This is a genomic window from Streptomyces sp. NPDC046881, assembly GCF_040645015.1.
Lineage (GTDB): Bacteria > Actinomycetota > Actinomycetes > Streptomycetales > Streptomycetaceae > Streptomyces.
In genome coordinates, this window is the sequence record NZ_JBEYXJ010000034.1 from 40412 (window position 1) to 57979 (window position 17568).

Genomic DNA, 17568 nt, shown 5'->3' on the forward strand with positions numbered 1-17568 from the left:
ACCGGGCCGGCCGGCAGCACACCGGCCGGCCCGGCACCCGCCGGCCTGGACCCCGCGGCGGCCGCGGGCGCGTCACCAGCCGGTGAACAGCAGATGGTTCAGCAGGAGCGCGAGCACCGCCTGCGCGGCGAGCCAGCCGCGTGGTCGTGGCAGGAACGCGCAGGCCGCGAGCAGCCACGTCGCGAAGGGCAGCCAGATGCGCTCCGTCTCCGCCTTGCTCATCCCGGACAGGTCCGCGACCAGCAGGGCCAGCAGGGCCGCCGACACGAGGAGCGCGAGACGGGCCTCGGCCCGGGGCGCCGTGCGGCGGCGGGCGGACAGCGCGCCCGTCCGCCGCAGCCCCGCCGCCGTGGCCAGGCCGGTGATCAGCACCGTGCAGGCCAGGTTGGCCCACACCCAGTAGCCGTACGGGCGGGTGCCGCCGACGCCCTGGTAGTAGCGCGTGACCAGCAGCCGGTACCCCTCCCACCAGTCGAACCCGGCCAGTGTGAACACCACCGGCACGACGGCCGCCCCGGCCAGGAACAGAAGCGGCACGACCGGGCGTTCGCGGACCCGGTGCCGGCCCGCCACCAGCACCGCCGCGCCGATCAGCGCGAACAGCGTGAGGCCGTAGGAGAGGTAGCAGGTCAGGCCGTACAGCAGGCCGCCGCCCGCCGCCCAGGCCACGGACCGTCCGGTGACCGCGAGGGCCAGCAGGGCCATGGACCAGGCGGCGACCGCCGCGAAGTACCCGTCGGCCGACGCCCCCACCCACACCGCGGCCGGGGCCATCACCAGGAACGGCGCCGCCCGCCGGGCCAGGCGCTCGTCGGCCAGGGCCCGCACCGCCACCAGCACCGCCACGCAGGCGGTCGCGCCGACCGTGACGCACCAGGCGCCGGCCCAGCCGCCGCCCCGCAGACCGGCCCGGTCCAGCAGGACGAAGGTGAGGGTGGCCGCCGGGGGGTGCCCGGCGATGTGGGCGGGCCAGGGGGCGGGGGAGCCGCTGACGATGTGGTGGGTGAAGTCGCGCAGGGCCGCCGGGATGTCGTGGAAGCGGCCGACGACCGTGAGGTACTCGTTGCGGGTGGTGAGCCGGCCGGCCACCCCCCGCCGCCAGCCGTCCACCAGCGCCAGCGACCACGTCCAGGCCAGCGCCGTGCCCCAGGCCGCGAGGAGCAGCCCCCGCCACGGCAGCCGGGCGGCGACGGACGGCCCGCAGGCCACCACGGCGGCCGCCACCACGACCGCGGCCGGCGTGCCCGGGCCCAGGTGCGGGTCCCAGTCGGCGAACAGCGGCGGCCAGTGCACGAACAGGGTGCGGCGGGTGTCCTGGAGGTGCCGGCCGACGAGCACGGCGACGAGGACGAGCAGGGCGGCGGCGGTCGCGGCACCGAGGTCGGCGCGCAGACCGGCGTACCGGTCACGGAGGGAAGCCTGGGTCACACCGGAACGCTAGGTCGGCGGCCGGGCGGAGAACGGGACCGGCGGTCGGACGTCAGCGTTTCGTCATGGGTGGCGCACCCGTCACCGGTGCCGTTCCGGCCTACCGTCGGACCATGCGAGACCACCACCCGCGGCTTCCCTCCTCTCCCGGCTTCTGGCGCAGCCCGCTGCGCGGCCCCTGGTTCACCTCGGTGCTCGGTCTGGTGCTGCTCGTCGGCATCACCGTGCTGTTCGTGACCGGACTGGTGTCGTACGCGGCCTACAACCCGGACCTGTCCCGGGTGAACGACCAGACCCCGGACAAGGGGGTCCTCGGCTTCTACCTCTTCGCCTGGCCCACCGGCCCGGTATGGCTGTACCGGTTCACGCAGGGCCTCCACGTCACCCTCGGCATCACCCTGATCCCGGTGCTGCTGGCCAAGCTGTGGTCGGTGGTGCCGAGGCTGTTCGCCCTGCCCCCGGCCCGCTCGGTCGCCCACGCGCTGGAACGGATCTCCCTGCTGCTGCTCGTCGGCGGCGGCCTGTTCGAGTTCACGACCGGCGTGCTCAACGTCCAGCTCGACTACGTCTTCCCGGGCTCCTTCTACCCGCTGCACTTCTACGGCGCGTGGGTGTTCTTCGCCGCGTTCATCGCGCACGCCGTGCTGAAGCTGCCGACGGCCCTGCGGGCGGTGCGGCGGCGACCGTCCGAGGAGGACGACCTGGTCGCCCCGCGCCCCGACCCGCCCACCGTCTCCCGGCGCGGGGCGCTGGCGCTGGTCGGCGGCGGCTCGCTGCTGCTGTTCCTGACCACGGTGGGGCAGAGCCTGGGCGGGCCCTTCCGCCGTACGGCCCTGCTCGCGCCGCACGGCGCGGCCGACCCCGGCGGCGGCCCGAACGGGTTCCAGATCAACAAGACGGCCGGGTACGCCGGGATCACCCCGGCCGACACGCACCCGGACGGGTGGCGGCTCGTCGTCACCGGGCGCACCGGAACCGTACGCCTGAGCCGCGCCGAGCTGCTCCGGCTGCCGCTGCACAGCGCGTCGCTGCCCATCGCCTGCGTGGAGGGCTGGTCGACCGCCGACCAGTGGTGGCGCGGGGTGCGGCTGCGCGACCTCGCCGCGCTCGTCGGCCACGACGGCGACCCGCCGGACGTGTTCGTGGAGTCCCTCCAGCGGCACGGCGCCTTCCGCCGCGCCGCCCTGCGGGCCAACCAGGTGGCCGACCCCCGCTCGCTGCTCGCCCTGTACGTCAACGGCGAGGAGCTGTCCCCCGACCACGGCTACCCGGCGCGGATCATCGTGCCCGCCGCGCCCGGCGTGCTCAACACCAAGTGGGTGGCCCGGCTGACCTTCGGAGACCTGTGATGCGCCCGCGCCCGACCCTCGGAAACCCCTTCCAGATCCTGCTGCTGGCCTGCTCGTTCGCCCTCGCCGGCTACGCCGGGGTGCGGCTGCTCGCGGGCGACTGGCGGGCCGTGGCGCTCTGGGTGGTGGGGGCGGCCCTGCTGCACGACCTCGTGCTGCTGCCGCTGTACTCGGTGGCGGACCGGGCGGTCGTCCGCGGGCTCGGCGCCGCCGGGCGGCGGGAGTGGACGCTGTACGTCCGGGTCCCGGCCGCCCTGTCCGGGCTGCTCCTGCTCGTATGGTTCCCGCTGATCAGCGGGATGGCGGACCGGCGCTACCGGTCCGCCACCGGCCTGTCCCCGGACGGCTTCCTCGCCCGCTGGCTGCTGATCAGCGCCGTGCTGTTCGGCGGCTCGGCGCTGCTGCTGGCCCTGCGCGGCCGGGGGCGGGTGCGGCTGCGCAGGGCGACGAAGCGCCGCCCGCCGGCCGTCCACTGACCCGCCGTCCGCCAGCCCGCCCGGCCCGCGCAGCGCAGCAGGGCCGGGGTGCCGAGCCGGGCCCACGGGAAGGCACCGCCGCCCGTCCCCGCCCCGGTGCCGGCGACGACCTGCACCTCGGAGCGTTCGTCGACGTCGACCGCGGCCGTCTCGGCGATCAACAGGCCGCCGGGACGCAGCAGCCGGGCCACCCGGTCCAGCAGGGCGCCCGGATCGCCGCCGATGCCGATGTTGCCGTCCATGAGCAGCACCGTGCCCCAGCGGCCCTCGCCGGGCAGCGGCTCGAACACCGAGCGCCGCAGGGCCTGGCCGCCGAGCCGCACGGTGTGCTCGACGGCGGCCTCGCTGACATCGATCCCGAGGACGGTACGGCCCCGGACGGCGAGTTCCGCCACCAGCCGCCCCGGCCCGCAGCCGACGTCGAGGACGGCGCCCTCGCAGCGGTCCAGCACCGCCTGGTCCACCGGGTCCGCCCGCGCGCACCACCGCTCGACCTCCAGCGGCAGCAGCCAGCCGTCGCTGCGGCGCAGGAACAGCGGGCCGCGCCCGGTGCGCAGCGCGGCCGCGTAGGGATCGGCGCCGGCCCAGGCGAGGGCCGGCGGGGTGCTCATCGGGCGGTCCCGGGGGCGGTGTGCGCGGCGCACCGGGCGAGCCGGGCGGCGAACCGGCCGTGCGGTGCGAGCGCGGCGACCGCCGCCGCGTCGGCAGCGGTGTCCACGTCCCGCAGCATGGGCAGGTCGCGCACCCGCAGCCCGGCGGCCACCAGCCGCCGCCGCTGCACGGCACCCGTCCACGGGGTCGACATGGGCACGCCCCGCAGCAGCCGCGGATCGGGCTCGGTCAGCCCCAGCGCCCAGAACCCGCCGTCCGCCGCCGGCCCGAAGCACGCGTCGTACCCGGCGAGGTCCACGGTCAGCAACTCCGGGGTGACCTGCGGGGTGTCCATGCCGATGAGCAGGGCGGGACCCGTGCACCGGGCGAACGCGTCGGCCAGCCGGGCGTCCAGGCCGCCCGCGCACTGCGGTACGACGTCGAAACCGGGCGGCAGCCAGGGGCCGGGAGCCCCGTCCAGCACCAGGACGCGCCGGTCGGCCGGGGTGGCCGCCACGGCGTGCAGGGTGTCGGCGAGTGCCGCCTCGGCGAGCGCCGCCGCCTCCGCGGGGCTGAACGGCGGGGTGAGCCGCGTCTTGACCCGTCCCGGCAGCGGTTCCTTGGCGATGACGAGCAGCGTGGTCACCGTACGGCCCTCCGCTCGGCCGGGGGTTCGGCGAGGACGCGGCTCATGTCCCGCACCGCCTGCCAGGTGCCGCGCCAGGTGCCCGTCACCTTGGAGGAGCCGGCGCGCGGCAGGTACGGCACGTCGTGCTCGGTGATCCGCCAGCCGGCGTCGGCCGCCCGCACCACCATCTGGAGCGGATAGCCGCTGCGCCGGTCGCTCAGCCCGAGCGCGAGCAGCTGCTCCCGGCGGGCCGCCCGCAGCGGGCCGAGGTCGTGCAGCCGCAGTCCGGTACGGCGGCGCAGCAGCCGGGCGAGTGCGAGGTTGCCGGCCCGGGCGTGCACGGGCCAGGCACCCCGGCCCCGCGCCCGCCGCCGGCCGAGGACCAGGTCGGCCCGGCCGTCGAGGACGTCCCGCACGAAGGGCACCAGGTGCCCGGGGTCGAGGGAGGCGTCGCAGTCGCAGAAGCAGACGACGTCGGCGGTGGCGGCGGTCAGCCCGGCGTGGCAGGCGGCACCGAAACCGCGCCGCGGCTCGTGGACGACGGTCGCGCCAAGAGCGCGGGCGATGTCCGCCGAGCCGTCGGTGGAGCCGTTGTCCACGACGAGGGCGCGCCAGCCGGCCGGGATCCGGGCGAGCACCCAGGGCAGGGCCGCCGCCTCGTCCAGGCACGGCAGCACCACGTCCACGCTCGCCGCTGAAGAGGGTGATGAGGTGGTCACGCCGTTCACCCTACGAACGGGAAGCGGACATACCGGACCGATGCTCCTTACGAAACGCGGACGTCGGGGCCGGGGGCGGGCCGCGGGGCGACACCCGCGACGGCCCGGTGCGAGGCTGGGACCATGCAGCAGCCGCACCCGCCCGGCACGGGCAGAGCCACCGGCGGGACCGCCCCCGCCGCCCCCGCACCGGCCCCGACGTCCGCCCCCGGTGGCGCCCGGGTCCTGGTCGTCGACGACGACGCCACCGTGGCCGAGGTCGTCGCCGGCTACCTCGGCCGCGCCGGGTACCTCGTGGACCGGGCCGACGACGGCCCCACCGCCCTCACCCGCGCCGCCGCGCACTGGCCGGACCTGGTGGTCCTCGACCTGATGCTGCCCGGCATGGACGGCCTGGAGGTCTGCCGCCGGCTGCGCGCCCGGGCCGCCGTGCCCGTCGTCATGCTCACCGCACGCGGCGACGAGGACGACCGCATCCTGGGGCTGGAGGTCGGCGCCGACGACTACGTGACCAAGCCGTTCAGCCCCCGCGAACTGGTCCTGCGGGTGCAGTCGGTGCTGCGCCGCGCCCGCCCCGCCGTGGCCGCCGGCCCGCTGGCCGCCGCCGGCCTCACCGTCGACCCCGCCGCCCGCCGCGCCACCAAGAACGGCACCGAACTCGCCCTCACCCTGCGCGAGTTCGACCTCCTCGCCTTCTTCCTGCGGCACCCGGGGCGGGCGTACAGCAGGGAGGACCTGATGCGCGAGGTGTGGGGCTGGGACTTCGGCGACCTCTCCACCGTGACGGTCCACATCCGCCGGCTGCGCGGCAAGACCGAGGACGACCCGGCGCGGCCGCGCCTGATCCAGACCGTGTGGGGCGTCGGCTACCGCTTCGACCCGAGCGGCCGGGACGAGGAGGGCTGACATGCGCGACACCCTGCTCATCGCCCTGTACGCCTTCGCCGGGGCCGCCGTCACGGGCCTCGCGGGGGCCGCCGCGCTCCGGCTGCTGCGGCACCGCTCGCTCACCGTGTCCCTCGCCGTCGTCGCCGCGGTCGGCGTCGGCGGCGTGCTCACCGGCACCCTCGCGGTCGCCTGGGCGATGTTCCTGTCCCCGCACGACCTGACCGTGGTGACGACGGTCGTCGCGATGGCGGCCGTGGTCTCCCTGGCCACCGCCCTCCTGCTCGGCCGCTGGGTCGTCGCCCGCAGCCGCGAACTCGCCCTGGCGGCCCGCTCGTTCGGGGAGGCCGGCGACTTCGCCGCCCCCGCGGCCCCGGCCACCGCCGAACTGGCCGCGCTCAGCCGCGAGCTGGCGGCCACCAGCGCGCGGCTCGCCGAGTCCCGGGAGCGGGAACGCCTGCTGGAGACCTCACGCCGGGAACTGGTCGCCTGGATCTCGCACGACCTGCGCACCCCGCTCGCCGGGCTGCGCGCCATGTCGGAGGCCCTGGAGGACGGCGTCGCCGACGACCCCGCCCGCTATCTGAAACAGATCCGCACCGAGGTCGAGCGCCTCAACGACATGGTCGGCGACCTCTTCGAACTCTCCCGCATCCACGCCGGCACCCTGCCGCTGGCCCCGTCCCGGATCTCCCTCTACGACCTCGTCGGCGACGCCCTCGCCGGAGCCGACCCGCTCGCCCGCGCCCACGGCGTCCGGCTGGTCGGCGACCGGGTGGAGCCGGTCCCGGTGGAGGTCGACGCCAAGGAGATGAGCCGCGTCCTGGGCAACCTGCTGGTCAACGCCATCCGCCGGACACCCGCCGACGGCACGGTCGCGGTCGCCGCCGAGCGGTCGGCCGACGGCGTGGTCGTCTCCGTGACGGACGGCTGCGGCGGCATCCCCGAGGAGGACCTGCCCCGCGTCTTCGACACCGGCTGGCGCGGCACCCACGCCCGCACCCCGCCGGCCGGCGCGGGCCTGGGCCTGGCCATCGTGCGCGGCATCGTCGAGGCCCACCGGGGCCGGGCCACCGTGCACAACATCCCCGGCGGCTGCCGCTTCGAGGTCACCCTGCCCGCGGCACCCTAGGCCCCGACGCCGGGGCCCACCCTCCGGGCGGACGACGGGACTTCGACGCCCGGGCCGGGCCCCCGGCTCACTCGCAGACGGCGAACTCCCGCATGCCCTCCGTGAAACCGACCTCCGGCTTCCAGCCCAGCTCGGTCCGCAGCCGCGAGGAGTCGGCCGTGATGTGCCGTACGTCGCCCAGGCGGTACTCCCCGGTGATCACCGGAGCGGGACCGCCGTGGGCGTCGGCCAGCGCGCGGGCCATCTCCCCGACGGTGTGCGGCTCGCCGCTGCCGGTGTTGTACGCGGTGAGCACGCCCGGGGCGGAACCGGCCTCCAGCGCCACGACGTTGGCGGCGGCCACGTCCCGCACGTGGACGAAGTCCCGGCGCTGCCGCCCGTCCTCGAACACGCGGGGCGCCTCGCCCCGGGCGAGCGCGGACCGGAAGAAGGAGGCGACACCGGCGTACGGGGTGTCGCGGGGCATCCGGGGCCCGTACACGTTGTGGTAGCGCAGCGACACGGCGGACCCGCCCGTCGACCGGGCCCAGGCGGCGGCCAGGTGCTCCTGCGCGAGCTTGGTCGTGGCGTACACGTTGCGCGGATCGGCCGGCGCGTCCTCACCGACCAGCCCCGGAGCCAGCTGCGCACCGCACCCCGGGCACCTGGGCTCGAACCGCCCCGCGTCCAGGTCGGCGACCGCCCGCGGGCCCGGCCGTACGACCCCGTCGCGCGGGCAGGCGTACCGCCCCTCGCCGTACACCACCATCGACCCGGCCAGCACGAGGTGCCGTACCCCCGCCTCCGCCATGGCGGCGAGCAGGACGGCGGTGCCCAGGTCGTTGCGGGAGACGTACTCCGCCGCGTCCCCGAACCCCGTCCCGAGGCCGACCATCGCGGCCTGGTGGCAGACGGCGTCCACGCCGGCCACGGCCCGGGCGACCGCCGCCGGATCGCGCACGTCCGCGCCCGGATCCGCCCGCACGTCGAAGACGACCGCCTCGTGCCCGCGCGCCGTCAGCGCCGCCACGACATGGGACCCGATGAACCCGGCACCGCCGGTGACCAGTACACGCATACGCCCACGCTAGGCCCGCCCCGACGCCGCACCACCCGGCCGCGCCCGCACGTCACGACTCCGTAAGCCCTAGGCTGCCGTCGTGATCGAGGCAGTGGGGGAGACGGAGGCCGCCGGATGGTCCAGGACCCGCTCGTGGGTGGAGCGGGGTCTGCGGCCCGGGGAGCGGATCCGCGGTGTGGTGGAACTGCGCGGGGGCTGGACCTCGCGGATGCGGCGCCTGGACGTCGAGGGCGACGGTGAGGGGTACTCCCTGGTCCTGCGCTCGTTCGTCAAGCCGTTCTACGTCCGGCACGCGCCGGGACTGCTGACCCGGGAAGCGGACATCCTCCGGCTGCTGGCGGACACCGGCGTGCCGGCGGCCCGGCTGCACGCCGTCGACGCGGCGGCCGAGCACTGCGACCATCCGTCCCTGCTGATGTCCCTGCTGCCCGGAACGCTACGGCTGACCGGGGAGGACCTGGAGCGGACGACCGCACTCCTGGCCGAGCAGCTGGTGACGATCCACACGCTGCCCGTACCGGAAGACGCCCGGCCGCGCACCTATGAGGCGTGGACCGGTCCGGACCGGGTACGGCTGCCCGGGCGCCCGGGACGGCCGGACGTGTGGCGGCGTGCCGTCGACGTGATCCGCCGTCCGCCCCCGGCGCACCGGCCCTGCTTCCTGCACCGCGACTTCCACCCGGGGAACGTGCTCTTCTCCGGCACGGGCGCCGGTCTGGCCGTCACCGGTGTCGTGGACTGGGTGGAGACGTCGTGGGGGCCGGCCGACCTGGACGTGGCCCACTGCTCCACCGCACTCGCCCTGCTGCACGGCGTACGGGCCGGCATGCGGCTGGCCGATCACTACTTGGCGGCCGGCGGCACCCTCAGCGAGACGCCGGCGGACCACCTGTACTGGCGGGTGCTCGACGCGCTGGCCTTCGCGCCGGACGCGGAGAAGGTCGCCGAGCCCTGGCGGCAGCTGGGCAGGACGGACCTGACGGCGGCCGTCCTCACGGAGCGCCTGGAGGACTACCTCCAGGCGCTCCTCGGCCGGTACGGCTGACGCCCCGGCGGCCGGGCCCCGGCTTCACCAGGTGACCGGCAGGCTGAGCGGGAAGCGGCGGATGGTGCCGGTGTCCCAGCGGACCTCGTCGGGGGAGACGTCGAGGCGCAGGTCGGGGAAGCGGGCCAGCAGGCCGGTGACCGCGCTGTCCAGCTCCGCGCGGGCGAGCGGCGCGGCGAGGCAGTGGTGCCCGCCCCAGCCGAACGTCATGTGCGGGTGCACCGGCCGGCCGAGGTCGAGCCTGTGCGGGTCCGGGAAGACGGCCGGGTCGCGGTTGGCCGCCAGGTAGGACACGTGCACGTAGTCGCCGGCGCTGATGGCGGTGCCCTCGATCTCCGCGTCCTCCAGCGCGATCCGCGGGATGCCCACGCCCTTGCGGAAGGGGATGAACCGCAGCAGCTCCTCCAGCGCGCCGGGGAACCGCTCGGGCTCGCGCGCGAGCGCGTCGCGCTCCTCGGGCCGGGTCAGCAGCAGATAGGCGATGTTGCTGATCTGGCAGGTCGCGGTGTCGTTGCCGCTCAGGATCAGCGTCACGGACAGGACCGCGAGCTCGTCGTCGCTCAGCGGTTCCTCGCCCTCCGGCACCTCGGCCGTGGCCATCGCGCTCAGCAGGTCCTCGCCCGGCGCGCTCCGCCGGGCCGGGATCAGTTCGGCGAAGTACTTGCGCAGGCGGGCCTTGGCGTCGGCCGCGTCCTGCCGGGCGTCCGGAGAGGTGGCCAGCAGCCGCATGGTCCAGTCCCGCAACTGGTCGCGGTCGGCCTCGGGGACGGCGAGCAGCTCGCAGATCGTCAGGTGGGGCAGCGGCACCGACAGATGCGTCACCAGATCGGCGGGCGGCCCGGCCTCGGCCATCGCCGTGAGCAGCCCGGCCACCACCTTGTCCACGGCCGGCCGCATCGCCGCCACCCGCTCCCGGGTGAACGCCTGGGCCGTCACATGCCGCAGACGGGTGACGTGCGGCGGGTCCGTCACGTTGATCGATTCCGGCGACACGATGGGCTCCGGCGTCATCCTCGGATAGTCCCGCCCGACGATCGCCGCCCGGCTGAACCGGGGATCGCACGTCACCTGGCGCACTCCGGCGAAGCTGGTCACCAGCCACGCCTCCGACTCGCCGTAGGGCAGCCGGATCCGGCTGACCGGCCCTTGCTCCGCCAGCGAGGCCAGCGAGGGGTCGAACTCCAGCGCGTCGGCGAAGTCGAAGGGGCAGTGGAGCACTGCCGGGTCCTGGAACGACATACAGCCTCCCGGACAACGATGTCAGGCGGCCCTGGACGAGGTCGCCTCGTCCACTATGCGGTAGTCCGGCCGACCTCGCAGCACGGACCGGCACGCGTCAGAGCGCCGCGAGCATCGTGACCATCGCCAACCCCATCGCGGTGCGGCAGGCGCGCGTCACGAACAGGCCGGTGTGCGGGGCCGGACCGGGGAATCCGGCCGCGGGGGGTGTGACCAGGGTGGCCCCGGCGTACAGGACGTAGCCGGCGAAGTAGGCGAGGAGCGCGCCGGTGAGCAGCGGCACGCCGGTGACGGCCGCCCGCGCGCCGTGTGCCGTGCCCGCGCCGTGTCCCGCCGCCGGCATCGCGAGCGCCATGTGGACCATCGCGAGCGCGCCGACGGCATGGTGCACGCGCTGGTGCCACGCGCCCGCGGCCACCAGCGCGCCCAGTCCCGCCGCGGCGAAGACCGCCCCGAACAGGGCACCGCTCCAGCCGGGCAGGACGGGCATGAGCGACGGCACCGCCATCACGGCCATGCCCAGGCCCATCACGGCATCCCCCGTCATCCCGGCCCGCTCCGCCCCGGACCCGGTGCGCGCCCGCAGCAGACAGTAGGCGCCGACGGCCGCGCACAGGGCCGCCAGCAGCCAGCCGGGGAACCCCGACAGCGCCGCATGATGCATGGCGATCAGCCCACCAGGTCCTCGATGAGCGCGGCCCGCGCCCGGGCCACCCGGGACCGCACCGTCCCCACCGGGCAGCCGCTGACCCGCGCGGCCTCGGCGTAGCGCAGCCCCAGCACCTGGGTGAGGACGAACGCCTCGCGCCGCTCCTCGGGCAGCGTGTCCAGCAACTGCCCCAGCGCGATGCCGTCGTCGAACCCCGGCAGGCCGCGCGGCTGGGCGCGCTCGGCCATCGACTCCCAGTCCGGCACCGCGTACAGACGGGGCCGGCTCGCCGCGTAGCGGCTGCTGTCGACGACGGCGCGCCGGGCGATCGTCAGCAGCCAGGTCCGCGCGGAGGAGCGGCCCTGGAAGCGGCCGAGCGCACCGAGGGCGCGCAGGAAGGTCTCCTGCGTGAGGTCGTCGGCGGCCTGCGGGTCGCGGCTGAGGTGGGCGACGAAGCGCCAGACGTCGCGGTGCAGTGACCGGACGAAGCGCTCCGCCGCGTCCGCGTCGCCGTCGCGGGCCGCGAGCGCCAGTCGGGTCGCGTGCGTGTCGCGGGTCAACCGGTCGGTGTGCGTCACGGAGTTCCTCTCGGTCGGTGCTCGTGGCCGCGCGGGCGCCGACGGCTGCGCCCGCCGCCGTACAGGCGGCGGGCGAGCGCCCGCTCCTCGGCTCCCCAGGGGGCCCCGGAGCCCCGGCGCTCCGGGTGGCCCGGCGCGGGGTCGCGCGTGCGCAGCAGCAGCGCGGTGAACTCGGGATGGCCCGGGGCGACCCAGAAGCTGCCGTACGCGGTGAGCGCCCGCCACGCCCCGTCCAGCAGGACGAGGACCCGGCAGCGCCAGAACAGGGCACCGCTCACCGGCGTGCGGCGCGCACACGCTGCGGGCGGCCGGTCACCTCCGCTCCTCCAGCGCGTCCCCCGTGGCGCGGGCGGCGATGCCGGAACGGTTCAGGTACGGAGTGACGCCCCCCAGATGGAAGGGCCACTCGCCGCTGGCCAGGAGCAGCAGGTCGGCATCGGCGGGGCCGGCCAGCACACCGTCGGCCAGGAGCGCACGGATGTCACGGGCGAGGGCCGCCAGCGCCTCGTCCAGCGCGGACGGGGCGGTGACCGGGGCAGGCGGCGCCGAGCGGTCCGGGCGGCCGGCCTCGCGCAGCCGCCGCCACGCCACGCTGGGCGGTGTCGGCAGGGCGAGCGGTGCGCACACCGTGTCGAGGTCCTCCTCCCGGGCGTGGTCGAGCAACGCGCCGAGGAAGGTGCCGCGCAGCCGGTCCGCCACGGACCCGGGATGGTCGCCGACGGGCAGGACGGTCAGGCCGAGCCGCACGGCCAGGGCGCCCGCCGTGGCGTACGCGGTGTCGGTGGCCGCGGCGCGGCACAGTTCCGCCGCACCGGGGCCGGCCGCGGCCGGCAGCCGCAGACCCACCACCCGGTCGGGATGCTTCAGGCCGGCGGCCAGGGCGGCGACCGTACCGTCGTCGGCGGCGAGGAGGACGCAGCCGTCGGGCAGAGCGCCTTCCGCCTCCCGCAGCACCGCTTCGTCGCCGCCGGGCGAGGCGACGACGGCGTCGGTGGCGGCGAGGACGTCCACCGTGGTGCCGCCGGTGATGTGCTCGGCGCACCGCCGGGCGTCCGCCGCGGCGATACGGCCCGACGCCGCGGCCTCGTCGAGCAGCCGGCGCAGCTCGGCGGTCGCCGCGTCGCACCCGGCCGCGTCGGGGGCGTACACCACGACCGGCAGGCGCAGCTTCTCCAGCAGCAGGGCGGCGAGCCGCAGGCCCGGACGGCCCCCGCCGACCAGCCCCACGCCGCGCACCGGCCGGGCCAGGCGCGGGTCGGGGCGCGCCGGGTGCGCCTCGGCGTGCTTCTGGGTGAGGTGGAGGGCGTACAGGCCGGCCTGGAACTCCGGGGTGACGAACAGGTCGGCGGCCGCCTGTTCGGCGGCGGTGAACACCTCGTCGCGCGAGGCCGTCCTGGCGAGCGCGAGCAGCTCCAGGGCACGGCGGGGCGCGGGGACGAAGCCGTGGGTGCGGCTCTCCACCAGGCCGGCGGCGCGGGCGAGCGCGTCGTCCCACTGGCCGGCGAAGTCCTCCGGCGCGGGCCGGGTCACGGTGTGCCGCCCGCGCAGCACACCGGCGGCCCACTCCAGGCAGCGGTCGAGGAAACGGGAGGGCTCCAGCAGGACGTCGGCCAGGCCGAGGGCGTGGGCCTCCGTGGCGGAGAGCATGCGGCGGGCGTTCAGCGGATGCTCCAGCATCAGCGTCACGGCCTTGTCGGGGCCGAGCAGCCGCGGGGCCAGCCAGGCACCGCCCCAGGCCGGCACCAGGCCGAGTGAGCACTCGGGCAGCGCGACGGCGGGGGCACCGCGCGAGAGCGTGCGGTAGGTGCAGTGCAGGGCGAGTTCGAGGCCGCCGCCGATGGTGACGCCGTTGAGGAACGCGAAGCTGGGCACGGGCAGGTCGCCGAGGCGGCGGAAGACCTGGTGGCCGCGGCGCAGGGTGCGCACCGCCTCCGCACGGTCGGTGACGCCGGCGGCGAGCGCGAGATCCGCGCCCGTGCTGAACACGAACGCGGTCCCGGTGACCGCCACCGCGGCGATCTCGCCCGCGCGGGCCCGGCCGGCCGCCTCGTCCAGCACGGCGTCCAGCCGCTCCAGGCCCTCCGGGCCGAAGGTGGCGGGCCGCATGGCGGGGCCGAGCGGCGGGAGTCCGTTGTCGAGGGTGATCAGCAGGAGCGTGCCCGCGCCGTCCGGCAACGGGACGTCGCGCGGCCGGGGGGTGGTGACGGTCTCACGGACCTCGGGTCGCTGGATGGTCACGGGGTCTCCTGAGCGGCCGGGGGCGGGGAGGACACCATCGGGTCGGCGAGGAACGCGCGGATGGCGTCGAGGAGTTCGGCGGGGCGTTCGAGCGGCGGGGTGTGCCCGGTGGCGGGCAGCACCACGAGGCGGGCCGTGGGCATGCGCGCGGTGTACGCGCGTACGACGGGCAGCCGGATGGGTACGTCGTCGGCGCCGTGCACCACCAGCACGGGGACGGTCAGTTCGGGCAGCCGGTCGGTGATGTCACCGCGCCGGTAGACGGAGTGGCAGGCGTGTTCGATGCGTTCGCCGGTGAGCGTGCCGAAGTGCTCCGTCCACGCCCGTGCGGTGTCGCCGGCGAGGAAGTCGCGGTGGAAGTTGAGGCGGGCCACCATGGCCGCGAGGTCGGGGCTCATCCCGTCCGCGAGGACGGTCTCGACCATCGCCTCGAAGGGCCGCCTGGTGTTCTCCGGCTCGGCGTCGGGGCGGGTGTCCACCAGGACGAGGGCGGAGACCAGCGCGGGATGCCTGAGGGCCATGCGCCAGCACTTCATCCCGCCCATGGAGTGGCCCACCCAGACGGCGGGACGCTCGCCGACGGCACCGCGGTAGGCGTCCGCGAGCCGGTCGACCTCCTCCTCCAGGGTGTACGCCGCTGTCCGCCACGGGGCCAGGCCGTGGCCGGGCGCGTCGACGGCGATCGTGGTCCGGGTCGCGGCGAGTCCCGCCGCGACGGGCTCCCACACCCGGCTGTCGCTCAGCAGCCCGTGCAGCAGGACGACCGGATCGCCGCTGCCGCGCCGGTGCCACCCGAAGACCCATCCGCCGGACTCCACCGTGGAGCTGTCGACGCCGGCCGTGGTCTCAGCCGCACCCCCCGCCATGGTCGAGGTCACCTCCTGTACGTGCGTCGGTCTCCGGCTCGGGGAGCCGCTCGGCGCTCGCGGCGGCACCGCCGCCGAGGCCGGAGAGGAAGGCGTCGAGCCGGTCCAGGCCCCAGTACCTGTCGTAGCCGTCGATGAAGTACGGGACGCCGAACACACCGTCGTCGACCGCGCGCCGCAGCGCCCGCGCGCCCTCCTCGCGCAGTCCGGGGTCGTCGGCGGCACCGGCGAGGCCGCCGGGGTCCAGGCCCAGGTCCTTGCCGATGGCGGCCATGGTGTCCCGGTCGCAGACGTCCCGGCCCTCCAGCCAGCGGGCGGTGTAGACCCGGTCGGCGAACTCGGCTCCCCGGCCCAGGCGTTCGGCGGCGAGGTAGGCGAGGTGCGGGATTTCCCACACCGGCTCGCGGTCCACCGGCCAGGTCACCTTCAGACCGCGGGCGGCGGCGAGCCTGCGCACGTCGGCGAGGATGTAGAAGTGCTTGGGGCGGGACATCGCCGTGTAGACGAAGGTGTGCCCGGTCTCGGCGAGGAGCCGTTCGCTCCACGCGTCGGGCTCCCAGTACGGCACCCATTCCAGGGCCTGCGCGACCTCTGGGTGACGCAGCGTCAGTTCGCGGTGGGCCAGCCACGAGTAGGGGCTGCGCAGGGAGAAGTAGAAGAGCCGCCTCGGGGTCATCGCACCCGCCTCCTCACAGTGAGATGCCGCCGTCGACGGCCAGCACCTGACCGGTGATGTAGGCGGCCCGCTCCGACACCAGGAAGGCCACCAGGTCGGCCACCTCCTCGGGGCCGCCGAACCGGCCGAGCGCGATCCGCTCGCGCATGCTCGCGGCGGTGCCGTCGGGCAGCCGGGCGGTCATGTCGGTGGAGATGAAGCCGGGGGCCACCGCGTTGGCGCGGACCCCGTGGCGCCCGAGCTCCTTGGCCAGGGACTTGGTGAAGCCGATGATCCCGGCCTTGGTGGCCGCGTAGTTGGCCTGTCCCGTGTTGCCGTACAGGCCGCTGACGGACGACAGCGTGACGATGCTGCCCGTCCGGCGCTTCATCAGCCCGAAGGCGACGGCGCGGCACAGGTTGTAGGTGCCGTGGAGATTGGTGCCCACGACCTCGTGCCAGTCGTCGTCGCCCATCATCAGCAGGCTCTTGTCGCGGGTGATGCCCGAGCAGGCGACGACGGCGGTGACCGGGCCCAGCTCCCGCTCGGCGGCGGCGGCGAAGGCGCGGACCGCCTCGGGGTCGGTGACGTCCGCCCGGACGGGCAGGACGCGGGCGCCCGTCTTGCGGGCCGCCTCCGCGGTCTCCGTCGCGGCGTCCGCGCGGTCGCGGTAGCAGAACGCCACGTCGTGGCCTGTCTCGGCGAGCCGTTCCACGACGGCGCGGCCTATGCCCCGTGAGCCCCCGCTGACCAGGGCGACGGGACGGTCGGGTGCGGGCATGGCGTGATCTCCTCGAAAGGGTTCGGGGGTGCGGGGGCGACGGGCCTTCAGTGACCGTCGTCCGGGGCGAGCGGCGGGGCCACGGAGGCGAGGGGGCGCAGCGCGACGATGAAGTGGCCCACCTCGGCCACGCGTTCGCCGTCGCAGGTGGTCTCTCCCGCCAGGATCGTGGTGTCGCCGACCGCCCGGACCACCCGCACCCGGTGCTCCAGCAGGTCGCCGGGGAGCACGGGGCGGTGGAAGACGACCTGGTCGACGGCGCCGGCGAGTTCCACCTTCCCGGTCGTCACATCGGGGTTGGGCGTGTTCCAGACGGCGAGCAGGACCGCCGCCTGCGCCCAGGACTCCACGAGCAGCGGACGCGGGTAGTGGAAGCGGGCCGGGCCGCCGTGGGCGGGGGCCCGGCGGTAACAGGGTTCGCTGACGGTGACCGCCTTCAGCGCGGTCAGGGTGCGCCCCGGGTCGACCTCCGTGACCCGGTCGACCAGCAGCACGGGATGACGGTGCGGGATGATCCGGGTGATGGCGTCGGCGTCGGCGGCCCAGCTGCTCATCGCGCCGCCTCCGTCCCCACCGTGCGGTGCACGAGCCGCAGTTCGGCGACGCGCCCCCGGCCGGTGCTGACCACCACCTCGCTGCGCAGCCCGGCGCCGTCCTCACCGGCGTACTCCACCTGCAGCGTCAGCTCGTCGCCGGGGAACACCGGGTCCCGGAAGCGGCAGCGCTCCACGGCGGCCAGCTCCACGTGGCGGCCGGCGCGCCGCTGGTCGAACAGGATGCTGCGGTCCGCATACTCGATCAGACACACGCCGGGCAGCACCGGGAAGCCCGGGTAGTGCCCCGCGAACACCTCGTGCGCCGGGTCCACGGTGGCCCGCGCGGTCACCGTGGACCCGTCCCGGGCGACCGAGCGGGGATCCATGCCGAGCAGGGACACGGAGGGCTCGCTCATGAGGAGGCCCGCAGCTTGGCGTCGAGCAGCGCGTAGGTGTCGTCGAGGGTGGCGAGCCGGGTCAGCTCCTCCTCATCCAGCTTGACCGGGAACTCCGCCTCCAGCCGTACGGTGATCTCCAGGGCCATCAGCGAGTCCACGCCGAGGTCGTCGACGAAGCGGGCCCGGTCGGAGATCTCCGAGACCTCCACGTCCAGGATCTCCGCGATCAGAAGGCGCAGCCGCTCCTTGTCCAGGGGGGTGTGGGCGGCGTGCTGCGGGGCGGTACGGGTCTCTTCGGCCATGACGTTCCTTTCA

General features: G+C 75.8%; 20 protein-coding genes. 4 read left to right on the forward strand and 16 right to left on the reverse strand.

The annotated features are described in order from the left end of the window. Window positions 1–72: 72 nt before the first annotated feature. The gene (locus ABZ923_RS18615) at window positions 73–1428 is read right to left on the reverse strand and encodes a hypothetical protein (RefSeq protein WP_361472568.1); all 1356 of its coding nucleotides are present in this window, start codon (window positions 1426–1428) and stop codon (window positions 73–75) included. Window positions 1429–1541: 113 nt separating this feature from the next. On the opposite strand from ABZ923_RS18615, the gene ABZ923_RS18620 reads away from it, so the two are divergent. Further along, the gene (locus ABZ923_RS18620) at window positions 1542–2777 is read left to right on the forward strand and encodes a molybdopterin-dependent oxidoreductase (protein ID WP_361472570.1); all 1236 of its coding nucleotides are present in this window, start codon (window positions 1542–1544) and stop codon (window positions 2775–2777) included. Between the two features lie 313 nt (window positions 2778–3090). On the opposite strand, the gene ABZ923_RS18625 is transcribed toward ABZ923_RS18620, so the two are convergent. From ABZ923_RS18625 to ABZ923_RS18635, 3 genes are read right to left on the reverse strand one after another with little or no spacing between them, the layout of a single operon-like run. Continuing rightward, window positions 3091–3864 (reverse strand): class I SAM-dependent methyltransferase, encoded by a 774-nt coding sequence (locus ABZ923_RS18625; protein ID WP_361472573.1) that lies wholly within the window; start codon window positions 3862–3864, stop codon window positions 3091–3093. Further along, entirely contained in the window at window positions 3861–4490 is a 630-nt protein-coding gene (locus tag ABZ923_RS18630; protein ID WP_361472576.1) for a DUF2064 domain-containing protein, read from the reverse strand. Before ABZ923_RS18630 ends, ABZ923_RS18625 begins: the two co-directional genes overlap by 4 nt. Continuing rightward, window positions 4487–5200 (reverse strand): glycosyltransferase family 2 protein, encoded by a 714-nt coding sequence (locus tag ABZ923_RS18635; RefSeq protein ID WP_361472579.1) that lies wholly within the window; start codon window positions 5198–5200, stop codon window positions 4487–4489. Before ABZ923_RS18635 ends, ABZ923_RS18630 begins: the two co-directional genes overlap by 4 nt. Before the next feature lie 114 nt (window positions 5201–5314). Here ABZ923_RS18635 and ABZ923_RS18640 point away from each other — a divergent pair, with 114 nt between their 5' ends. Continuing rightward, a complete protein-coding gene (locus ABZ923_RS18640; RefSeq protein ID WP_361472582.1) occupies window positions 5315–6097 on the forward strand; it encodes a response regulator transcription factor in 783 nt (260 codons plus the stop codon). Between the two features lies 1 nt (window position 6098). Beyond that, window positions 6099–7208 carry a HAMP domain-containing sensor histidine kinase gene (locus tag ABZ923_RS18645; protein WP_361472585.1) on the forward strand — a complete coding sequence of 370 codons (1110 nt, stop codon included), beginning with the start codon at window positions 6099–6101 and terminating at the stop codon, window positions 7206–7208. A 67-nt stretch (window positions 7209–7275) separates the two neighbouring features. Here ABZ923_RS18645 and ABZ923_RS18650 read toward each other — a convergent pair whose 3' ends face one another. Beyond that, complete coding sequence (locus tag ABZ923_RS18650; protein ID WP_361472588.1) at window positions 7276–8265, reverse strand: NAD-dependent epimerase/dehydratase family protein; 990 nt, start codon at window positions 8263–8265, stop codon at window positions 7276–7278. An 82-nt stretch (window positions 8266–8347) separates the two neighbouring features. Here ABZ923_RS18650 and ABZ923_RS18655 point away from each other — a divergent pair, with 82 nt between their 5' ends. Continuing rightward, entirely contained in the window at window positions 8348–9313 is a 966-nt protein-coding gene (locus ABZ923_RS18655; protein WP_361472591.1) for a phosphotransferase, read from the forward strand. Between the two features lie 24 nt (window positions 9314–9337). On the opposite strand, the gene ABZ923_RS18660 is transcribed toward ABZ923_RS18655, so the two are convergent. From ABZ923_RS18660 to ABZ923_RS18710, 11 genes are all read right to left on the reverse strand, one after another. Continuing rightward, window positions 9338–10552, reverse strand: a complete 1215-nt coding sequence (locus tag ABZ923_RS18660; RefSeq protein WP_361472594.1) for a cytochrome P450 — start codon at window positions 10550–10552, stop codon at window positions 9338–9340. 97 nt (window positions 10553–10649) lie between these two features. Further along, a complete protein-coding gene (locus ABZ923_RS18665; protein ID WP_361472597.1) occupies window positions 10650–11216 on the reverse strand; it encodes a DUF5134 domain-containing protein in 567 nt (188 codons plus the stop codon). Window positions 11217–11221: 5 nt separating this feature from the next. Then, window positions 11222–11779 (reverse strand): sigma-70 family RNA polymerase sigma factor, encoded by a 558-nt coding sequence (locus tag ABZ923_RS18670; RefSeq protein WP_361472600.1) that lies wholly within the window; start codon window positions 11777–11779, stop codon window positions 11222–11224. Next, a complete protein-coding gene (locus ABZ923_RS18675) occupies window positions 11776–12057 on the reverse strand; it encodes a DUF6059 family protein (RefSeq protein WP_361472603.1) in 282 nt (93 codons plus the stop codon). Before ABZ923_RS18675 ends, ABZ923_RS18670 begins: the two co-directional genes overlap by 4 nt. Before the next feature lie 34 nt (window positions 12058–12091). After that, window positions 12092–14017: an enoyl-CoA hydratase-related protein gene (locus ABZ923_RS18680; RefSeq protein ID WP_361472606.1), complete on the reverse strand. Its 1926-nt coding sequence runs from the start codon at window positions 14015–14017 to the stop codon at window positions 12092–12094. Further along, window positions 14014–14883 (reverse strand): alpha/beta hydrolase, encoded by an 870-nt coding sequence (locus ABZ923_RS18685; RefSeq protein WP_361472609.1) that lies wholly within the window; start codon window positions 14881–14883, stop codon window positions 14014–14016. The genes ABZ923_RS18680 and ABZ923_RS18685 overlap by 4 nt, the downstream gene beginning before the upstream one ends. Continuing rightward, a complete protein-coding gene (locus ABZ923_RS18690) occupies window positions 14864–15559 on the reverse strand; it encodes a DsbA family protein (RefSeq protein WP_361472611.1) in 696 nt (231 codons plus the stop codon). Before ABZ923_RS18690 ends, ABZ923_RS18685 begins: the two co-directional genes overlap by 20 nt. A gap of 13 nt (window positions 15560–15572) precedes the next feature. Beyond that, window positions 15573–16319, reverse strand: coding sequence for a 3-oxoacyl-[acyl-carrier-protein] reductase (gene fabG / locus ABZ923_RS18695; RefSeq protein ID WP_361472614.1), 747 nt, complete (start codon window positions 16317–16319; stop codon window positions 15573–15575). A gap of 47 nt (window positions 16320–16366) precedes the next feature. Then, entirely contained in the window at window positions 16367–16873 is a 507-nt protein-coding gene (locus ABZ923_RS18700; protein ID WP_361472617.1) for a beta-hydroxyacyl-ACP dehydratase, read from the reverse strand. Further along, window positions 16870–17271: a hypothetical protein gene (locus ABZ923_RS18705; RefSeq protein WP_361472620.1), complete on the reverse strand. Its 402-nt coding sequence runs from the start codon at window positions 17269–17271 to the stop codon at window positions 16870–16872. Before ABZ923_RS18705 ends, ABZ923_RS18700 begins: the two co-directional genes overlap by 4 nt. After that, window positions 17268–17555 (reverse strand): acyl carrier protein, encoded by a 288-nt coding sequence (locus ABZ923_RS18710; protein WP_361472623.1) that lies wholly within the window; start codon window positions 17553–17555, stop codon window positions 17268–17270. The genes ABZ923_RS18705 and ABZ923_RS18710 overlap by 4 nt, the downstream gene beginning before the upstream one ends. Between the last annotated feature and the right edge of the window lie 13 nt (window positions 17556–17568).

Coding starts and splice junctions, on each gene's coding strand:
- ABZ923_RS18620 (WP_361472570.1), top strand. CDS start 1,542: ATGCGAGACCACCACCCGCGGCTTCCCTCCTCTCCCGGCTTCTGGCGC.
- ABZ923_RS18625 (WP_361472573.1), bottom strand. CDS start 3,864: ATGAGCACCCCGCCGGCCCTCGCCTGGGCCGGCGCCGATCCCTACGCG.
- ABZ923_RS18640 (WP_361472582.1), top strand. CDS start 5,315: ATGCAGCAGCCGCACCCGCCCGGCACGGGCAGAGCCACCGGCGGGACC.
- ABZ923_RS18645 (WP_361472585.1), top strand. CDS start 6,099: ATGCGCGACACCCTGCTCATCGCCCTGTACGCCTTCGCCGGGGCCGCC.
- ABZ923_RS18650 (WP_361472588.1), bottom strand. CDS start 8,265: ATGCGTGTACTGGTCACCGGCGGTGCCGGGTTCATCGGGTCCCATGTC.
- ABZ923_RS18660 (WP_361472594.1), bottom strand. CDS start 10,552: ATGTCGTTCCAGGACCCGGCAGTGCTCCACTGCCCCTTCGACTTCGCC.
- ABZ923_RS18665 (WP_361472597.1), bottom strand. CDS start 11,216: ATGCATCATGCGGCGCTGTCGGGGTTCCCCGGCTGGCTGCTGGCGGCC.
- ABZ923_RS18685 (WP_361472609.1), bottom strand. CDS start 14,883: ATGGCGGGGGGTGCGGCTGAGACCACGGCCGGCGTCGACAGCTCCACG.
- ABZ923_RS18690 (WP_361472611.1), bottom strand. CDS start 15,559: ATGACCCCGAGGCGGCTCTTCTACTTCTCCCTGCGCAGCCCCTACTCG.
- fabG (WP_361472614.1), bottom strand. CDS start 16,319: ATGCCCGCACCCGACCGTCCCGTCGCCCTGGTCAGCGGGGGCTCACGG.
- ABZ923_RS18700 (WP_361472617.1), bottom strand. CDS start 16,873: ATGAGCAGCTGGGCCGCCGACGCCGACGCCATCACCCGGATCATCCCG.
- ABZ923_RS18705 (WP_361472620.1), bottom strand. CDS start 17,271: ATGAGCGAGCCCTCCGTGTCCCTGCTCGGCATGGATCCCCGCTCGGTC.
- ABZ923_RS18710 (WP_361472623.1), bottom strand. CDS start 17,555: ATGGCCGAAGAGACCCGTACCGCCCCGCAGCACGCCGCCCACACCCCC.